Below are 21053 nucleotides of genomic sequence, written 5' to 3'. Positions count from 1 at the left end.
CTTATCGATAAACACGAACGTAATCGATGGTCATTTTTTGCGGGAAAGGCGTATCATTGGTCGGATTACCTAAATAATTGCCGCCAACAGCAACATTCAATATCATAAAAAACGGATGGTCATAAACCCATTCTCCGGGAACATCTGATTTTTCAATTCGCTGGTACAAATAACCATCAACAAAAAAGTCGATTTTATCCGCATCCCATTCAATGGCAAATAAGTGATAGCCCTTATCGAAACGATCGTATTGCAATGCATAGCGACCCGAAATAGCATTCGCGCCTGAATAACCCGGGCCGTGAATGGTTCCGTTAACAATACTGGGTTGCTGGCCTTTAATTTCCATCACATCAATTTCACCACAAGCCGGCCAGGAAACGGTATCGATATTAGCTCCCAAAAGCCAGAACGCCGGCCAAATGCCTTGACCATAAGGGCTAATCAAACGGGCTTCAAAACGGCCGTAAGCTTGTGAAAATAAATTTTGGGTTTTGATGCGTGCCGAGGTGTATTGTGAGGATTGATAATTTTCTTTCAAAGCGGTAATCACTAAATTTCCAGCACCATCCAGCGCAATATTCTGCGGACGATTGGTGTAATGCTGCAATTCTTGATTGCCCCAGCCGTTGGCTCCGGTTCCGAGATCAAAACCCCATTTGGATGCATCTGGCAAATCGCCGGAAGCACCATCGAATTCGTCACTCCAGACCAGTTGCCAATTGCGACTGTCAATTTGTTGGCCTTTGTCGTCTGAATTGCACCCTGTCATACTTAGGGCAACTATTGAGAAAAGAAATATTTTTTTCATAAGATTGATTGTTGATGGGATCAAATACAAGAGTTACTAGTCACGGAAATAAATGTTATCTAGAAAAATGGTACCGTTGCCGTCAAATTTCATTTGAATCAAATTACTCAGATTTACAGGCGAAAATGAAGTCAAAGGAATATCAATACTACGCCAGCCACCGGTGGTTGGAACCGTTAATACCACAGCTTTTTCTACCGGTCCAGGACTGATGAGATATACTTTAAGACTGGTAGAATTGGCGGTATAATAATCCAGATGCAAAAAGTTTTTAGAAGTGACATTTTGTGGAGTTCCAAATTGCAATCCTTGATAGTTGAGTCCGGCATATTTTAGAGTAGTATTCCCTGCGATGTTCACTTGTGTAGTCACGGTAGCTTGACCCCAATTAGGGTTGTAATCGGAACCCGCTACGTTAGTGTATGCGTTACTAAAGATTGAAATCACGTTGGCTGCCGGAGTCGTTGGTGTAGGTGCGGCCACAGTGGGTGTTGCCGGAATAACGCTACCATCATTATAAAAATAAATATTATCCGCATAGAAATTGGGGATGTTGGTACCCTCAAAAATAATCTGAGCCAAATGGGCTTTACTGGCCAAACCTGTCATACTCGACAACGGAATATTCAAGCTAATCCAATTTTGAGATACAATCGTTGGTGGTGAAAAAGTGGTAACATGATTGGTATCATCGCCACCGCCAAAAGCTGCATTGGCTCCAAAATCGACCAAATTGACTTTGAAAGTGGTTCCGGCTACTATCGGATTAGGCATAAACAAGTCTACATGTAAATGTGATAAATTCGATCCATCAATAGTAGGCTCGCTAAACTCAATACCGACAAAATTAAAATTGGTGTAATTTAAAACATCATCACCACCAACTGTAAAATCCGCAGAACGCGTGGTTTGATATGGCTCGTAATATCCATTATAGTATTTAACTGGAACATTGGTGTAAGCATTACTGAAAATTGACTTTACCGTTGAAGGATCTCTAGTTGGTAGAGGCGCATTGACAAAAGTTCCAAAAGAATTTAGCGTCAACGAACCCGCAGCACTTTCACTACCCAAACTAGCAGTGATTACTGTTGTTCCTTGACCAAGGGTGGAAATGACCCCTGAAGCATCTACTGTAGCCACTGCCGGATTAGAAGAAACAAAATCAAGATAACTCGAAGAAATCGACATCGATTGATTGATTCCATTAGGCAAATTCACTACATACTGAATCCCACTAATATTGGTTTGTACGCCATTGAAAGAAGTTTCAGTTTTGTTGTCGCCGGCAAAAATAGAAGCTTGTCCATGTGCCAGAGTTCCGAGTTTCTCAAACTTCACATCATCGAGCCAAAAAGAATAACCTGCCCCATTTTCTGGACCTTCCGACACCAGTAACATGCCTTTCTCAGCTTTCAACTTTGAAGCATCTGGAAGCGGAATAATATACTTTTTCCAAGTCGTATTAATATTCAAACCGTTAATCGAAGCTTGGTATTTGTTAAGGCCAAAATCATTTCCGAAACCCACTACATCCAAACTTGCCGTTTTGGTTGCCTTAGCCCAAAAAGTGAGCGCATCATAGCCCGATAAATCTCTGGGAACTGAAGTAAGAAATACACCGCCAGCATAGGTTCCATCAGGGTCATTCACGCTGGGAACATCAAAGCGCATTGAAGCCGCTGAATTGTTGTAAGTAACCTCATTATCTACTTGAAAAGCCGTGAGCACTGAGCCCGAGAAGGCCCCATAACCCAGAGTCGGGCTAAACCCATCGATGAAAACTTCTGGATTTTTTGAGTAAGTGGCTTGTTGAAAATCCTTTGGGTCGTTTTCGCAACTCAAGCCCACAAAGAGCCACACCGAGAATGCCAAAGTTTTAAACGTCAAAATAATATGATTTGATTTCATAATCTATAAGTTTTAATTGCCAATATTGATGTGAATGTAGGTTCTGATTTCCCATTCAGAACCATCAGGAAATCCTATGGCAGTTGGGTCTGGAACCCAATTCCCTGCTGCATTTAGTATTTGTGTAGGATTGTATCGCGGAGAATACTGATCCAGCGAACGCCAAGTACCGCGAATTCCGATTCTAGTGCCCGGCATTAAAAACCAATTGGGTTTATTGACTTCTGTAGAAATATCGGTCATCAACTGTAGCGGAAAAGTGAGGTTGAAATCACGATGGTAATCATAGGGTCCCCAATCGTTCACTTTAATGAAGGTGCTAAGTTTTACTTTTTGAACAATCATTCTCAAATCCATACCGTAACGGTTGATGGTTCTTGAATCACTACCATTAGCTTGAGCGTCACCTCCATATAAGTTCGCAATGATTCCGAAATCAGGATTTATCTTTGAAACCAATCTTGCATGGGCTTCCCATAAATCTTTTGCAGGAGCTGCACCCGGAAAGGCAAAGGTTGATCTTCCGTCGCCAAAAATTCCGATGGCCGCATCTTGCGTTGTAGGCAAATGGCGGTAAACAAAACCGGCACTCATGGCAAACTTGGCATCTTCACTTCGGTCATTGTCCCACTCATACATCCAAGTACCCGGCGTAGGATCGTAGGTAAATAAAATTTCTCCGGCCACTTGCTCACGGTTGCCTCGAACTACAAATGGATCATCGAGAATATTTCTAGGACGACCTGGTGCAGCCACCGAAGTCGGTATCGGGCCTTCAATAGGTTTTTGCCACAAGAAATTCGGTGCAATCTGGAATTTTCCAACATTATAAGTCAGTCCGCTTAAGAAATTATACTGATTGCCACTGCCGCTGTCTTTCAAACGCCAACCGGTAAAAGTCTGGGTATAATCTCCACCACCATTGGCCACCAAGCCCATTGCGGCACCTTGTCCGTACCAATTGAACTTGCCTCCGGTATATGTAAATTTGATTTTTCCGCCCCAATTGTCTTTGGCTTCAATTTGATTCAAGTAAACTTTTTCTACACCAGCTTCTTTTCTGTAGACTTGATAATCTCTTCCGTTGAGTGGCTGGCCTGCCCAAATTCCTCCCAAATCGATTGCAAACTTGCCCAACTTGCGATTCACATGCAAAGTCATTCTTCTGGTTTTGGGTTGAGGTACAGCAAAAGAACTTTGGGTGTTGCCTTGCTGATCTATGTCTTCATGATATACAGTGGTCAAATTAAAGTTTGATATTGTTTTTGAATATTTCAACAAAAAAGCTGGGTTGGCGCCCCACCATAATTGCGGACCAAAAGCAGCTTTTAAGCCGTTAATTCCTTTCTTGCCTTCCATTTCAAAACCGAACGGAGCCGCTCCGTTGTATATATCGATTTGAGAACCGTAGTTCGCTTCAGGATAAAGTCCGAAGAAATCTCCTTCATAACTCCAGTGATAATGACCTGTTCTGTAAAATCCGTTGAGATTGAATAATTTGTGATTCCAGTTGTAGCTGGCTTTGTAAACTTGCACTCGATTGTTAGATTCAAGAGTAACATCGCCTTGATCTGAATTCACTGTTACAGGCCTACCTCTATTTTCGTAAAAAATTTGATCGATTGGATTTTTAGCAACATTGCCCAAAACATTGAACTCAATATTTGCACTAGAATTGGCTGATGGATTTGCCGCTACGCCTATAAAATAAGATTCCATGTGATCAAACCCCAATTGGTTAGGGTATTGTGTGGAATTGGGCAAAGCATCTTCTGGAGTAGTGATGAGTTCGCCACCAGTATTGAAAGTCGTGAACTCTGCGGCCAATCGACTGAATCTGATTTTCCCAGTTTTCTCTGTTTCTAAGGCGGCCTTGTCTGCTCTGGCACGCAATGAGGCATCAGTAAGTTGTACGTCGTTGAAATAACTATTCAGACTTGATAATGAAGCACCCGAGCTGTATGGATTAAAACGGTGAATCTCCTTGAGCATGTAATAGGACGAACGTGGATACAATTGGTAGAAACCTTTTTCGTTAGTGGCGCCTTTGGCACAGATTCCGAACCATTCCTCGTTCATATTGTTTTCGCCTTCAGTATAATCTTTCTGATAACCTCCGTTAGACCACGAGGCATTGTTGTCGTGTACATCGAGGTTTTTGGTTTGCGCATATTTCCACCAACCATCACTAAACTGAAAAGTAAAACCACCTAAAGAATTTCCTGCTTTTCCCATACCGGCAGCATTTTCATAGATTTCTTTCCAATTGCCTTTAAGGTAAAAAGCTTGAGAAGATTGATCTTCGGCATTGGTTGATACATTAAAAGCATCAGCACCAAACTCTGTAAAAAAAACCGGTTTTCCGTATTCTTTTTTAACTCTTTCAAACAAATCGCCAAAAGAAACACCACGATAAACATTGGTTCCAAGTATATCCACCTCTTTACAGTGCTGGGCGATTAAATCCAGAAAAAGCAAATCTCCATTGCAAATGGCTATCGGATGTTTAGTATCAATAGCCTTCATCTCTTTTGCCGCTTGGTTGAAAAGTGCATAAAGCGCATGAGCCCGTTGGGTAGACTTTCTGTCCTGAATCGGGATATTCTCTGTCTCGGCACCATCCCAAAACAAACCGTAATTGTTCTCGTTTCCTAACAAAAACAAAAGCAAGCCTCTGGTGTCTTTATATTCGGTCACTAAATCCTTGGTTTCCTTTAAAAGTAAAGCTTGAGTTTTGGCATCAGAATATTCTGTGGTAGGTTTCCACACGCCATCTATTGACAAACCATAACGACCAAAGGAATGATTAATCATGGTGTAGATGCCATAGTTATTATAGACATACTCAATCCATTTTTTTGGCATTCCTGAATAGACGCGAATCGTATTGACACCCATGTTCTTGAGCAAGCCCATTTCGTCATCAAGCGCTTGTTGGATAAAAGCATCCGGTTGGGTCCAGAGACTGTAGGAATAATTGGTTCCTATAGGAAAATAATCCCAGTTCATTCCGTTGATGATGAAATCCTTTCCGTCTACCTTGAGTTTGGTTCCGCTCGGGCTATTCTCGACAATGACCTGCTGGGCTTGTGCGAATACATAGCCGGTAAAAAATAGACCGAGAATTGAGAAAATAATTTTTTTCATGTGTATAATTCAGGTTTTCGATTGTATTAAAATCAGTAAGAAATTCAGACACAACTTTACATTCAAGTCAAAAACTCAAAAGTTGATTTTATAAACTTAATTGTAAAACCCATCCGAAAAATAAAAGGGTGTTTATAGAAACTATACAATAATCGTTTTCAAATTAAGCACAAACAACAGTTGAAAATTCTTGCTTTCATTGGTGTTAACCCTAAAAGCTGACCTTCATTTTAAGCTCCAAAAAAACAGTTTGTATAGTTAATGTATAGTTTAAATGATGTTGCTACCGGAGATTTAAATAGACAAAATGTACTCAACCAAACCCATTTCGTGAGGCAAGTTCATTTTTTTACGCAAACGATATCGCTTGATTTCAACACTTCGAACCGAAATGTAGAGCAAAGGAGCAATTTCTTTGGAAGAAAGGTTCAATCTGAGATAGGCACAAAGTCTTAAATCATTTGGAGTCAATGAACTATGCAAGGCCTTCATTTTCTTTAGAAAATCTTTGTCGGTACTATCAAAAGCTTCTTTGAAAATATTCCAATTGTCTTCTTCTGAAATGTTTTTGTTGATGGTATTGATGAGTGATTTAATACTTCTATTGCCGTCATCAGTTCCGGTATTCTTCAGATCTTCTTTAATTACCGACAAGAGTTCGTTTTTGTTAATTAAGCTCATCGTCGACACGGCTAAAGCTTTATTCTTAGAATCGACATCTTGAGAAAGTTGCTCATTGCGCAATTTCATCAACTGTCGTTCACTTTCAAGTTCTTTGATTTCGAGCAACAAATTGTTTTCCTCAATGAGTTTGTCTTTTTGCTTTTGGTAATAACTCTTGTAGGCTTTGTGAACAACACGAGCTAAAATCAAAAACAATACAAAGTAAATCAACAACGCCAAATGGGTAGCATACCAAGGTTTAGAAATGGTAAAACGATAAGTAGCCATTTTCTCTGAAGCGGAATTGGCCAACCTAGCCCGAACTTTAAAAACATAACTTCCTGGAGATAAGTTTTTGAAATTCACAGTCGATTTGGCACTCCACTCGCTCCATTGTTCTTGAAAGCCTTCTAGTAAATATTGGTATTCTGTGTTGATGTATTTGTTGTATTCGGGAACCGTAAAACCAATCGCAATATTGTTTTCTGACGATTTAAAATCACCTTCTTGAGCTATAGAGAAATTGCGATCCTTGTAATTCAATTGATTCACACTCACATTAGAGATGAAAACCTCGTAATTCTTAAAACTCAAATCGTTGATATTGATGGTGTAATAGCCATCAGTAGTGCCAATCAGATAGACTGAATTAGATAATTGACTGATGTTCTCGTAGCCCAACATCGAATTGGTAAGCGAAGCAGGAATCGGAATAATATTCTGCTTGATTTGATGGCTGAGTTTGCTTAGCGTAAAATAATGGATATAGTTTTTGGAAAAGAGCCATATTTTGTTGGATGAATCTACGATAAGTTTGCCGGAAGTGTATTCGTCTTTTTCGAAAATTCTGCTTAGTGTATTGTCTTTATCGAACTGTTTCGTTTTGGGGTTGAGTACGAAAATTCCGTCTTTATAGGCATAATAAATATCGTTATTGAATTTGGCCAAACTGGCATTTTTCCCTTTAGACGGAGAAGCATAAGCTAATTTCTGAGTAACGACAGTAAAATCATTATTTAGGTTTAACCTAAAAACGCCTTTGTATTCATGACTCAAATAAACTTCATTGTTGTTGTTGATTTCGAAATATTTAGCAGAGTAATTAAAACCATTGATTTTGTTTTTGAAAACCCATTGGTCATTGATTTTTTCTAAAACCGAAAGCCCGTAATAATTGCCTTGCAACAACTTGTGCTTTGCATTTGGAATACTCGAGAATTTCCAAGTTCCGGACTGCGAAAAAATCAATTGAGCGCGATCATTATCGATGAGAAAAGTGCCAGAATCGTGGCCGCAAAATAAACTACCATCATAAGCAAACAAAGACCAGACTTGCCCTTTGGTTCCAGCGATGAATTTGAAATCTTCGGCACTATTATAATTTTTATAAAACAAACCTTGATTCGAGCCAATGTAAAGTTTGTTTTGGTGCAAAATCGACGTGTAAATGGTGCCCAAAATTCCGGTATTGTCATAGAAACACTTGACCGGTGTTTGAAGGTTAATGCAATTGATGCCATTGTCGAGTCCGACCCAGAGATTTTTATCGGCATCTTCATAAACAGATAATACTGTATTGTTGCTCAAACCTTTGTTCTGGGTAATATTATACAGAATTTTACCCTCAGCAGAAACAATAAAAAGACCATTCGAAATAGTACCTAAAGCCAAAGTACCATCGGATAATTGCTGAGCACTGTAAATGCTACTTGCCGAAATCACCGCTTCAGACTGCATATTCATTTTTGACAAATTGCCAGAAACCAGTTTATAAAGTCCGTCAAGTTGGGTTTGAATCAGTAAGCCTTCGTCGGTGGCAAAAACATTAATTATTCTGTTAGCTTGCAGCTTAGGATGATTACAAACCAATTTGCTCTTGCCGTTCTCAATCTCAAAAAGGCCTTCATTTTGGGTTTGAAAATATATCGAATTGCCCGTAGCAAATGACTTAATTATATTATTCTTCGGCTTAATGATATTGAATTGATGCGTTACATTATCATAAATATACAACCGATTAAGCGATTGAAAAACGACCCATTGATCATAGTTTAGAATGTTCCAGAATTGTTCATCGTCTAGAATTTTTTTCTTGACTTTATTGCTTAATGAAAAGTACTGCAATTGTCCGTCGGCCATTCGTTTCCAGTAGCCAAACTCCATAAAGCAACCAGTGTAGATTTTATTGTCGATAACTTTTACCGAGCGCATGATGGTTTCGTTGGGAGAAGGATAAAGTTTCCAGTTCGAACCATTGTACTCCAATAGGCCTTCATTGTTAGCAAAAAAAACATAGCGGTTTTTGTCTTGCGCTATCATCCAGTTCTGATTGCCGGCTCCGTATTGACTCGGGCTGTATTTCACTATCGGCGGTAACTCTTGTGCTAAAACCAAAAAAGGCCACAACAATGCACAATACAAGGTAAATCGAATCTGTAGCATTTTGAAAAAGGGATTCAAAAATTCATCTAAAGATAAAATAGATTTACAATTTAACACCATGGCATCCATAAAAAAAAGCACGCTCTTTTGAAACGTGCTTTTTTGATTTAAAAAACAAAAACGAAAAACTTACTTTTTAATCACTTTGGTAGTTGTAGTGGCTCCAGCAACGGTTACTTTTACCAAATACTGTCCGCTTTGAAGTGTTGATAAATCTACATCTGAATCAGATACTAAGGGTTTAGCTACTAAAACTTCTTGCCCCAAAAGATTGTAAACTGAAACATTTTCAATAGTTTTTTGAGCAGTAAGGTGTAGTAAATTCTCAGTTGGATTTGGGTAAACTGTTGCAGTAGTAATATCAAAGTTATTTAGTGCTAAAGATGTGGTACTGAAATATACGTTATCAATAAAAGCCGTTGATGAACCTGCCGGGCTACCAGCAAAAATCAACTGTGCAATATGATTTCTGTTGATCAAACCTGTGAAATCAGCCATCGGAATTTCGAAACTGTTCCAGCCTGATAATGTTGGTGTGAACGACAATTCTTGCTCAGTATCATCGCCACCGCCAAAAGCAGCATCGGCTCCAAAATCAACCAACTTCACGCGGAAAGTAGTAATATTTGGCGTCCAAACATCTACATGGAAAAAGTTCATAGCCGAAGCATCGATTAAATTTGCTCCGGTAGTCTCGATTCCGACGAAATCTAGGTTCGAGTATTTCTTGGTATCGTTGCCGGCAATCTGCAAATCAGTCAAAGTTGCCGCTGACCAAACAGTTCGCCATGTATCCACATTGACATTTGTGTAAGCATTACTAAACATTGAAATTACGTTTGCTGAAGGAATTGTTGGTGTTGGTGCAGCAACAGTTGGCTCGTCTGGGTTAACAATAGGCGCATTGTGGAAATACACGTTATCAATAAAAGCCGTTGACGAACCTGCCGGGCTACCAGCAAAAATCAATTGTGCAATATGATTTCTGTTGATCAAACCTGTGAAATCAGCCATCGGAATTTCGAAACTGTTCCAGCCTGATAATGTTGGTGTGAACGACAATTCTTGCTCGGTATCATCACCACCGCCAAAAGCAGCATCGGCTCCAAAATCAACCAACTTCACCCGGAAAGTAGTAATGTTCGGTGTCCAAACATCTACATGGAAAAAGTTCATAGCCGAAGCGTCGATTAAATTTGCTCCGGTAGTCTCGATTCCGACGAAATCTAGGTTTGAGTATTTCTTGGTATCGTTGCCAGCAATCTGCAAATCAGTCAAAGTTGCCGCTGACCAAACAGTTCGCCAAGTATCCACATTCACATTTGTGTAAGCATTACTAAACATAGAAATTACGTTAGCCGCAGGAACAGTTGGTGTTGGTGCAGCAACAGTTGGCTCGTCTGGGTTAACAATAGGCGCATTGTGAAAATATACGTTATCAATAAAAGCCGTTGATGAACCTGCCGGGCTACCAGCAAAAATCAACTGTGCAATATGATTTCTGTTGATTAAACCTGTGAAATCAGCCATCGGAATTTCGAAACTGTTCCAGCCTGATAATGTTGGTGTGAACGACAATTCTTGCTCGGTATCATCACCTCCGCCAAAAGCAGCATCGGCTCCAAAATCAACCAACTTCACGCGGAAAGTAGTAATATTTGGTGTCCAAACATCTACATGGAAAAAGTTCATAGCCGAAGCATCGATTAAATTTGCTCCGGTAGTCTCGATTCCGACGAAATCTAGGTTCGAGTATTTCTTGGTATCGTTGCCCGCAATCTGCAAATCAGTTAAATCTGCTGCTGACCAAACGGTTCTCCAAGTATCCACATTCACATTCGAGTAAGCATTGCTGAACATTGAAATTACGTTTGCTGCAGGAACAGTTGGTGTTGGTGCAGCTACTGTAGGTTGGTCAGCAGAAACCGTTTGTGGTAAAAAACGAATATTATCAAAATAACAAGTATTGTCTGTGGTTCTTCCGTTTTGAGAATCGATGAAAACGATAATTTGATCAATTCCGGTAGATTCTGGTTGACCAATTTTACTCGAGAAGTCGAAAGTCAGTTCTTCCCACTGGTTCACCAAAGTATTGGCAACATTGATTTCTCCAGTAGAGGCTCCGCTTGGTGTGGCAAATTTTATCCCTACATTGCTGATTACAGGCTTCCAGACTAAAATTTTTACAATGCAATTGGCGGCAGTTAGATTGAAAGTTCCTAGAGGCGAACCATGTGCAGTTTCAGTTCCGGCATAAAAAGGAGCACCAACTACCGGTGTGTAACCTGCTACTGTGGCAGAAGTATTCGCACCAGAAGCATCTGGATTAGGAATAATTAACAGTGGCGGACAAGGCGTGCTTGGGTTTTCAAAGGTGTTCCATGTCCAAGAAGCACCATTTCCGGCTGCTTCGAAGTCAATCGGGTTGGTTTGTGAATATCCTAATGAAGTGGCCATTAGAAATATAAAAAACGTAATTTTTTTCATAATTTCTGTGATTTAGTGTTTTCCCAAATGTAGCTACGAAGTGTTTTGAATCGTGATTGGCCACATATATAAAAACTATACAGAATCCAATAGAAAAAAAACACTCGAAATATCTGATAAAACAAGCTATTTCAAGCATTTACAAGCCTTTAAAAAAACATTAAAGAAAACAGGTTGTAAAAGCAGAATCATAAAATGTTGTGGTGATGTTGCGGTGAACTATTACGTTTTCGTAACAAAACTGTGAGTAAAAAAAAAGAAAAACACCAAAAAAATTCAATTTCACTTATAGATACCATTCGGCTGAAACCTTTCGATGTCAAAAGTAAGCTTATTGAACTACTATTTCCTTTTTAGAATTTATTTTGACAATTGAGTAAGGATAATAGTAAACGTCTTTTTCTGCAGCGTTCACCGACTTAGGTTCGGTATCTTGCACCTTGATGATGATTTGGTTTGGGGTTTCTTCTACAGACTTGACCGCAATTCTATAGCCCAACGTAGTTTTTTCGCCCATATTGAGAATAACAAAATTGGCTGTTTTTAAATCCTCAGTACTGATTTTATTTTTAAGCAATTCATCATTTTGAAGCATTTTTATTTCGCGCTCTTCAGTTAAAATTTCAAAAAATCGAATACTAGCACCTCCATCTTCCTGTTGGGTCAGAACCTCAAACAAAGGTTTGGCATCATTTGTCGAATGTTTTGCACCGCAGCCAATCAGCAACATCATCAATCCGAGGGCAACAATTTTTTGAATATTATTCATTTTTAGAAATGATTTACATATAAATACTAATTGCTCTTAAGTACAATTCTTCATACAGCGGTAAAATATTCTGAATATCAAACTGACGTGCTGTTTCCAAAGCCTTGTTTTTGAAAGTGGCTAAAACTTGATCGTCTCGCAAGATTTTTAACGCATTCTCGGCCATCGCTGGCACATCGCCCACTGGACTTAAGTAGCCGGAAACTCCATCGAAATTTACTTCGGGCAAACCACCGGAATTACTCGAAATCACCGGAACACCCAGCGCCATAGCTTCCAAGGCAGCTAACCCAAAACTCTCGGTTTCGGACGGCAATAGAAACAAATCGGAATAACTCAAAATCCGGTCGATTTCGTTGCTGTTTCCGAAGAAAATAACCTGATCGCTGATGCCCAGTTTACGGCACAACTTCTCGGCTTTTTCTTTTTCCGGACCGTCGCCGACCATCATTAATTTGGCAGGAATTTGTTGTTGGATTTTATGAAAAATCTTAATGACATCGGGAATTCTCTTAACTTTTCTGAAATTACTGATATGTGTAATCACGCGTTCATTGTCTTTAGCCATTGCCGAACGATAACAAGGAATGCTGGTACTGTCGATGTCTTTATTGAGTTCGATGAAATTTGGGATGACTTCGATCTCGTTATCGATTTGGAACAATTTCAAAGTCTCGTCTTTCAAGCTTTTTGAAACCGACGTGACGATATCCGATTTATTAATACTGAAAGTGACCGCTGGCTTATAGAACGGATGGTTGCCCACTAGAGTAATATCTGTGCCATGAAGCGTGGTCACCATCGGCAAATCGATACCTTCTTCTTTGAGCATTTGCTTGGCCATATACCCCGCGTAGGCATGCGGAATCGCGTAATGTACGTGCAATAACTCAATTTTGTAGAGTTTGACCATATCGACGAGTTTACTTGACAACGCCAATTCATACGGTTGGTAATGAAACAACGGATATTCAGGCACATGCACCTCATGGTAATGCACATTGGCATTGAGCAGCGCCAAACGTACCGGCTGACTGTAAGTAATAAAATGAACTTCGTGACCGCGACGGGCGAGTTCAAGACCCAATTCGGTAGCCACAACGCCACTTCCACCAAAGGTCGGATAACAAACAATCGCAATTTTCATAGGCAAAATTTTCTTGCACGAATTTAGGAATACCGCCAGTGGTTTATTAAAAAATTAAGTTAAAAAGTAAACTGAGAACCCCCGTTAATTATCTTTCTGATGCAGTTCGAGCCAAGACTTGATTTGTTCGGCAGAAATGGGTTTGAGTTTGATTTGGTTTTGGGCATCGAGCAGGTACATGGTTGGCGTGGCAAAAACACAATATTCAGTCACGGGTTTGCTTTCCCAACCTTTGAGGTCGGTGTTGGATATCCAGGGAAAATCTTTCACGAAACGGTCGTATTCCGCTTTTTTGGTATCTAATGAAATAAAGACAATTTCAAGATTGTACTTGTTTTTCCAATCTTCATAAAAGGTTTTAAGCTTCGGAATTTCTTCGGTGCATTTCTGGCACCAACTCGCGCCGAAAACGACCAACTTATATCTATTTTTCAAGTCGTACAAATGGGATTTTTGTGGATTTTCAAAAACAATATCAGGCGCTGTTTTTCCGGTAGCCATCTTGCGGTATTGTTCAAATAGTGCTTGGTGTTTGCTGTCTAAATTACAGTTTTTATCGTTGAGCATTGACATGGCCAGATGTTCTGAAGCTTCAAAAAGACTCTTCTTTTCATAAATATTGAACAAGTACTCGGCGCAATTTTGCTTCAGTTCTGGCTTTGCGTTCAAACTTTTCAATACGGCATCTGTTCCTTCGTTAAGCCGCTGGTATTTGTCTTCGCGATTCATATTGACCGCAACAAATGTTTGCAGCAACTCATCATACAAACCCGAATGGAGAAGTCTATCATCGCTAAAATCTAATTCCTTGAATTGATCGATATACGCTGCTAATTGCTCCGGGTAGCGCTTCGAACTCAATTGCATATTGGCAGCCAAAATTTTAATTTTCAAATAGTAACCTGCATAAACTTTTGAATCAATCTTTTTTAAATCATCGGAAACTACATTTTCGAGTTGGCTTAATTCGGTTTTGAAAAATTGCAATTTCTGAGGCTCATCTTTGTAGAACGGTAATAGATGAGTGATTCCGGCCTTTTTTTCTTGGGTGTTTTGATACAACGTCTGGCTCGAATCAAAGGTTTTATTTTCTACAGAATTAGTGAACGACAAAGTTTTGGAACTGCTCAAATCAGGCCACTGCACTGTGAAGTCTTCATGGTTTAAAAGCAAAACTATTTTCTTTCCTTTTACAATTTCAAGCACCGCCGCTCCGACGTAGGTTTCAGGATAAGTGAGCGTAAAATTGCCATTGGCATCGGTAGTCGTTTTATCTATAACGGTATCATCGAGCGCGTTGAACCCTTTCAAAATAATTTCCTTGTTTACCGTTCCGTTAAAGTAACCTTTTATAGTAAATTTCGGTTGCGAAAAAGCTACTGTAGTCAATAATAGTATCCAAAATTTCATATCATTAATTTAATTCGATAGCAAGCAAAAAAAAAAACTTCCCGTAAATATCAGGAAGTTCTAAGCTATCATTTTCAAGTTCTAATTTCTGATGCAACGCACTGAGTAACCACCGGCTCTGCCATTAGCCTCACTAGTGTAAACATCAGAGGTTTGAATCAATACATTAAATGAATTATGGCCTTGAGTTGAGGAAGTCCAGAAGAAAGCATCTTGTCCTTGTCCCCTTACAGCTCCTGAATCGAAAGCACGATCGCCCGCTAATGGAAATTTATGAATCGAATTGAAAGCCGACGTTGCTCCGCCAATCGAATAAGCTGTTATTTCTGCTTCGAACTCTGCAATAGTGGGCAGCCTAAAACCTGACGGACAAGGATTGTTAATTCCACTAACGCCATTCCACAAATTGTCATTGCTTGGAGACCTCCAGTCGTAAGGCATACTGGCTCCATCGATTATAAACAAAGCATTAGCCGGAGTATCAGTACTGGAAAGAACTGTAGTGGTTGCATTGACTGGATCTGCTGTAGGTTCGCCAAAATCTCCGGTCACGCCTCTAAGCCAGTTGATACTGGCATGACCGTCATTACCTCTTCCCCATTGGTACAAACAACCGTAAGCGAAATGATCGGTTTTTGAAGTAGCGGCTCGGCTCGCTCCAAGGTTTCTATCCATCCAAACTTTTCCAGTTGAAGAAGTAAGAGTCACCACTGTGGTAGGCTGGGTTCCGTTACAAACTGCGTTGCCTTCTGTTGGACCGCTGCTTGAACCACCTGTAGTCGTAAAGCTGACTTGATTGCCATAAGCCGTTCCTACACCATTAATCGCATAAGCACGCACATAATAAGTGGTTCCCGGCTGTAAGTTAGATAAAGTAGTCCCGTAACTTCCGGTTGTTCCTGAAACCGCGTTGGTCTCATTGGCAGTAGTTGGATTTTGACCTGTTGACCAACAAACACCTCTAGCTGTAATGGCCGAACCGCCATCAGAAGTCACATTTCCTCCACTTAAAGCAGAGGTGTCCGTAATTGAACTCGCCTCTGTTGAAGTAAGTACTGGCAAAGAACCTGAACTTGTTCCGGTAGTAGTGAAAGTAATTTGCGCGCCATAACCGGTTCCACCACTGTTGGTGGCGAAAGCTCTTAAATAATAAGTAGTTCCAGATTCTAAACCGCTGATGGAACTTGTAAATTCTCCCAAAGTGGCCGCCGTATCATTAAAAACACTGTTAGAAATAGTCGGATTTTCAGTAGTAGCCCAACAAACTCCTCTAGCTGTTAGCGCCGCGCCACCAATTGAAGTGACATTTCCACCGCTAGTCACGCTGTTGTCGCTAACGCCACTTGCTGCTGTAGTGGTAACAGTAGGTAAAGTAATGGGTGTTGAAGTGGTTGTAAATGTAATTTCTTGACCATACACTGTAGCTACATTGTTTTTAGCATAAGCTCTGACATAATATTGAGTAGCGGCAGTTAAGCCTGAAAGTGTACAAGTAAATGTGCCTAAAGTTCCGGGATTGGCCACACGGTTGTCATCAATGGTTGGCATGGGTGAAGTTGAGTAACAAACTCCGCGAGAAAGTATCACTCCGTTGCCGCTTGAGAGCAAATTACCGCCGCAAGTAGCTGTGGTTTGATTCACTGTAGTTACCGGTGTAGTTAAAATTCTTGGCGCATTCACCTGATTGGATTCCGGATCGCTATCTGGCGTACATGACAAAACAAAAAAATTAACTATTGCAAGAAAACAAGCCGATAATAAAACATACTTTTTCATAGAACAGATTTAAGTTGCAACAAATGTAATTGATTTTGTGAGAATTAAAATAGCGATTGTCTATTAAAAAAAAACACCCTATTTAATGATGGCCTCATAGATTATTTTTTGGATGTCTTCGCGAATATTCTCTTTCGAAAGTTGGTTCACCGAAGCATCTGGAAAAGTTCTGTTCGACAGAAACACATAAACCAATTCGGTTTGCGGATCTGCCCAAGCAATGGTTCCGGTAAATCCGGTATGACCAAAACTATCCATCGAAACGCAGCCACAAGTTGGGCCACTGGTTCCGGGAAGTTGCGGTTTATCTAGCCCGATTCCACGCCGGTTGCCTTCTGCGCAGAAATAGCAAGTATTAAAATCCGAGAACGTTTTCTCAGAAAAATACTGATGCCCACCGTAATTGCCTTTTTGCAAGTACAATTGCATCATTTTCGCTACATCCATCGCGTTGGAAAAAATACCTGCATGACCGCCAACTCCACCTTCCATCGCAGCTTCCATATCGTGCACATAGCCTTGAATTCTTTGGTGGCGGAAATAATGATCGTCTTCGGTAGGCGGAATACTGTCTTTGGCAAAGCGTTGTAACGGATTGTACAAGGTACTGCTCATTCCTATGGGTTTGAAAAATTGCTCTTGTACCAAAACCTCGAGTGACTTTCCTGTTACTTTTTCAAGATAATCTTTTAAAATAATGAACGTAAAATCGCTGTATTTGTATTCTTTTTTAGGCAAAAGCTTACTGTCGACAATCATTTTCATAATCGAGTCGTGGTAATCATTGCGCAGGAAAAGACTGTCGGCTACTTGCTTTGAAAACTGCTCATTTTTAATCTTACTATAATACTTCGGCAATGGCATTTTAGAACTGTCTAAGGTCGCTTTGTAAAACGGAACCCAAGCCTGAAGTCGTGCGTAATGAGAAAGCAAATCTTTGAATGGAATATCTTGTTTGTCAGAATTTTCAAAAACGGGCAATAGTGCTTTCAATGGCGTTTCCATCGTAACTTTCTGCTGGTCATATTGCTGCATTACGTTGGGCAATGTTGCGATGATTTTTGTTAGTGAAGCGATGTCGTAAAGGTTGGCATTGGTCGTTTTTATTTTGTTCTCGTAGGTGTAATAACCAAATGATTTTTGATACACCACTTTACCTTTTCTAGCCACCAAAACTTGCAAGCCCGGCGTCATTTTTTTGCTGATGGCTTTATTGGCAACTTCGTCAATCTTAGCCAATACTTTAGTATCCATGCCAACATTCTCTGGCGCGGTAAATCCTAAGCGATTGATTTTTTGGGTCGATAAGCCGTCGCCTGCGCGAAACTGTTCATTGATTGAAACCGGTAATTTCCCCTTTGCTTCTGCTGCTCCGAAAAGCATCTCAGCCGAGACAACTTGCGCAATATCACTATTTTGATAAGAAACCACAACTGCTTCAATTTCATCAAATGCAGCAACCGGAATCAACGCATAAGGTTTGGTAAACGCATCGAGAATCACGATATTGTTTTTAGCGATTTCGGTGAGCCAAAGTATATCTTTCTCACTCATCGCATGGCTTTTCCAGGCTTTATCCGACTTGTGAAAACCTACGATAACTTTAGTGTAAAATTTCAAAGTATCTTTTACACATTCTAGGTCATCATCCTTGATCTCAGTAACTTCTGTGTACTTTTTCAGTGTCGAAACAAAAGCACTATTGGCATCATCGCCAATTTTAACGTAGGCGATTTTCTCCTTTTCTAGATTCGTTAGCGGCAGAATATCGTTCTTGTTTTTGAGTACTGTGACGGCATTTTCATACAACTCATATTGCAAAGCATCGTTTTTGGTCGGATTGATATCATTGTGAAGCTGCGAAATTGAAACCGGTTGGTAATGGTTCAAACCTACCCGATACTTATACTTTAAAATTTTCTTTACCGAATAGGCTAAGCGCGCTTCAGAAATCATGGAGTCTTGATAGGCCATGCAGATTTTCTCCGCTGCCACCGGCACATTCTCGGCACAAAGTAAAATATCGTTGCCGGCCAAAAAAGCTTCGAGGTCAATTTCGCCCGGTTCACGGAAATTCTTGGCGGCTTTCATGTTGAGCGCATCGGTAAAAATCAATCCTTTAAAACCCAACTTATTTTTTAAAACATCGGTAATAATATTGTGCGAAACCGAAGAAGGAATATTCTCTCTTGGCTCCAAACTCGGCACGTTTAAATGTGCGACCATGACCGAAGACAAGCCAGCTTTAAACATTTTCTTGTAGGGATACAACTCAACAGAATCAAGGCGTTCTTTCGAGAAAGTAATCATGGGCAAAGCATGATGCGAATCGATTTCTGTGTCGCCATGCCCGGGAAAGTGCTTTCCGGTAGCCAGTAATCCCAAGCTTTGATAGCCTTTCATCATAGCCAAAGCGCTTTCTGCCACATTTTCTTTGTTCTCACCAAAAGAACGGAAACCAATAATCGGATTTTTAGGATTGGTATTGATATCGAGCACCGGAGCAAAATTGAAATGAACTCCGAGGCGTTTGTTCTCTTCACCCATATAACGCCCGACTTTTTCCAAGAGGTTTTTGTCTTGAATCGCTCCCAAAGTCATATTGAACGGATAACGATAAGTAGAATCGAGGCGCATGCTCAAACCCCATTCGGCATCAATGCCAATGAGTAATGGCACTTTAGATTTAGACTGAAAACGATTCGTAAGCTTGGCTTGACGCACTGGACCGCCTTGAAAAAAGATCAATCCGCCAATCTTATTTTCCTGAATAAGTTTATCAATCGATTTGGCATGCAAAGAATCTTTATTTGAATAAGCGGACACCATGAATAACTGACCGATTCGCTCATCAAAAGTCAAAGTGTTATAAACGCTGTCGACCCACTTTTGCTCGATAGTAGATTCGTAATCCGGATTTAAGTTTTCGGTAACTATTGGCGGTTCAACTGTTGCGATTGGAGCTGGCGTTACCACATTTTTCTTACTCGCGCAAGAGATGCCTAGCACCACAATGCTGCACCAAAAGCCAATTTGTAAAACGGATTTTTTCATCAACAGAAATTAAAAGAAACGACTGTGCCAGCTTTCTCCGGCCGGGATTTCCCAATTGTCGGTGAATTCTTCTATGGTATTGACCAAATTGTTGAAGACAATGGTATTTTCAGAAACGGCTTTGTCTTTGGCCATTTTCTTGAATTCGATTAGCGGTTTGTGCGCGATGTGTTGGCCCAGTTTAAAAGTCACGTTCATCTTGTCGAGCAAATCAGCTTCATATTTCTTCTCCAAGCTTTGGATGAACGAAACAGACTTGTCAATAGAACAACCCGTAGCCATTTGCACTTCTTGATTGACCGCGAGTATAATAAAACGATTGTATTTCAATAGAAAAGAAGCTTCGAGCCCAGTTCCGTGCGCTTCCCATGAATTGATGAAGTTTTTCACTTCTGCTTCCACTTCGGCCCACTCCTGGTCGGTAAATTTTCGATTCGATTGGTAAATCCAAACCCGGGATTCCGCCGGTAAACTTTCAAAGGGTACGTACATTTAATTTAGATTTTAGGTGGTGGTAGATTTCAGATTTCATTGAATCCAAAAATCCCGAAGCAATTTTTGACTTTAATCGACAAATTATCAATTAATTAAAGATCTTGGGCATTTGCAATCAACTCTGCCACATCTAACACCTTAACGTCGGCTTCGCGCTCTTTATTTTTGACGCCGTCGGTTAACATCGTATTGCAAAACGGACAACCTGCAGCAATAATCTGCGGCTGGGTTTCTAACGCATCTTCTGTTCTTTCGATATTGATTTCCTTGTTTCCCGGTTCGGCATCTTTAAACATTTGAGCACCTCCGGCACCACAACACAAACCATTGGCCCTGGAGCGTTTCATCTCCACCAACTCTGCATCGAGTTTTTGGATTAAATCGCGTGGTGCTTCATAGATATTATTCGCCCGGCCCAAATAACATGGGTCGTGAAAAGTTATTTTCTTCCCTTTGAACTGACCGCCTTCAATGGTTAACCTTCCGCCATCAAGTAAAGATTTCAAAAACTCGGTGTGATGAATCACTTCGTATTTTCCGCCGAGTTCGGGATATTCGTTCTTTAAAGTATTAAAACAATGCGGACAAGCCGTAACAATTTTCTTGGCCTCATAAGCATTCAGCACTTCAATGTTCATCATGGCCTGCATCTGGAACAGGAACTCATTCCCTGCTCTTTTAGCCGGATCGCCGGTGCAGCTTTCTTCTGTTCCCAAAACAGCAAATTCAACATTCGCACGGTTCAAGATGCGAACAAATGCTTTGGTGATTTTCTTGGCGCGGTCATCAAAACTTCCGGCACAACCTACCCAAAACAAAACTTCGGGCTGTTTTCCTTGGGCTAACATTTCTGCCATTGTCGGCACTGTCAATTGCTCCATATCATCTAAATTGCTGAATTATTTTAATCTAATCTTCACCACTCAGGCACTAAGCAGCTC

Annotated in this window: 12 protein-coding genes; all 12 read right to left on the bottom strand. The window is 40.4% G+C overall.

Translation table 11 applies throughout. The features are described from left to right. Nucleotide 1 precedes the first annotated feature (1 nt). On the bottom strand, nucleotides 2-811 hold the full coding sequence (locus tag G4D82_RS06255; protein WP_166335689.1) for a glycoside hydrolase family 16 protein: 810 nt from the start codon (nucleotides 809-811) through the stop codon (nucleotides 2-4). A gap of 36 nt (nucleotides 812-847) precedes the next feature. Then, on the bottom strand, nucleotides 848-2722 hold the full coding sequence (locus G4D82_RS06250; RefSeq protein ID WP_166335687.1) for a glycosyl hydrolase family 16: 1875 nt from the start codon (nucleotides 2720-2722) through the stop codon (nucleotides 848-850). A gap of 12 nt (nucleotides 2723-2734) precedes the next feature. After that, nucleotides 2735-5869 (bottom strand): glycoside hydrolase 5 family protein, encoded by a 3135-nt coding sequence (locus G4D82_RS06245; protein WP_166335685.1) that lies wholly within the window; start codon nucleotides 5867-5869, stop codon nucleotides 2735-2737. A gap of 294 nt (nucleotides 5870-6163) precedes the next feature. Next, complete coding sequence (locus G4D82_RS06240; RefSeq protein WP_235924314.1) at nucleotides 6164-8974, bottom strand: helix-turn-helix and ligand-binding sensor domain-containing protein; 2811 nt, start codon at nucleotides 8972-8974, stop codon at nucleotides 6164-6166. A gap of 129 nt (nucleotides 8975-9103) precedes the next feature. Then, a complete protein-coding gene (locus tag G4D82_RS06235) occupies nucleotides 9104-11461 on the bottom strand; it encodes a T9SS type A sorting domain-containing protein (RefSeq protein ID WP_166335682.1) in 2358 nt (785 codons plus the stop codon). 331 nt (nucleotides 11462-11792) lie between these two features. After that, the gene (locus tag G4D82_RS06230; protein WP_207788134.1) at nucleotides 11793-12230 is read right to left on the bottom strand and encodes a protease complex subunit PrcB family protein; all 438 of its coding nucleotides are present in this window, start codon (nucleotides 12228-12230) and stop codon (nucleotides 11793-11795) included. A 13-nt stretch (nucleotides 12231-12243) separates the two neighbouring features. After that, nucleotides 12244-13377, bottom strand: a complete 1134-nt coding sequence (gene bshA, locus G4D82_RS06225; RefSeq protein WP_166335680.1) for an N-acetyl-alpha-D-glucosaminyl L-malate synthase BshA — start codon at nucleotides 13375-13377, stop codon at nucleotides 12244-12246. 84 nt (nucleotides 13378-13461) lie between these two features. After that, entirely contained in the window at nucleotides 13462-14787 is a 1326-nt protein-coding gene (locus G4D82_RS06220; RefSeq protein WP_166335678.1) for a TlpA family protein disulfide reductase, read from the bottom strand. A gap of 81 nt (nucleotides 14788-14868) precedes the next feature. Next, nucleotides 14869-16563, bottom strand: coding sequence for an FISUMP domain-containing protein (locus G4D82_RS06215; protein WP_166335676.1), 1695 nt, complete (start codon nucleotides 16561-16563; stop codon nucleotides 14869-14871). A gap of 78 nt (nucleotides 16564-16641) precedes the next feature. Continuing rightward, nucleotides 16642-19617: a glycoside hydrolase family 3 N-terminal domain-containing protein gene (locus G4D82_RS06210; protein WP_166335674.1), complete on the bottom strand. Its 2976-nt coding sequence runs from the start codon at nucleotides 19615-19617 to the stop codon at nucleotides 16642-16644. Nucleotides 19618-19626: 9 nt separating this feature from the next. Next, a complete protein-coding gene (locus G4D82_RS06205) occupies nucleotides 19627-20109 on the bottom strand; it encodes an ABC transporter ATPase (RefSeq protein ID WP_166335672.1) in 483 nt (160 codons plus the stop codon). 95 nt (nucleotides 20110-20204) lie between these two features. Continuing rightward, entirely contained in the window at nucleotides 20205-20993 is a 789-nt protein-coding gene (locus G4D82_RS06200) for a (Fe-S)-binding protein (RefSeq protein WP_166335670.1), read from the bottom strand. Between the last annotated feature and the right edge of the window lie 60 nt (nucleotides 20994-21053).

The organism is Flavobacterium lotistagni (assembly GCF_011392125.1).
GTDB classification, from domain to species: domain Bacteria; phylum Bacteroidota; class Bacteroidia; order Flavobacteriales; family Flavobacteriaceae; genus Flavobacterium; species Flavobacterium lotistagni.
This window is presented reverse-complemented; position numbering and strand designations above follow the sequence as displayed.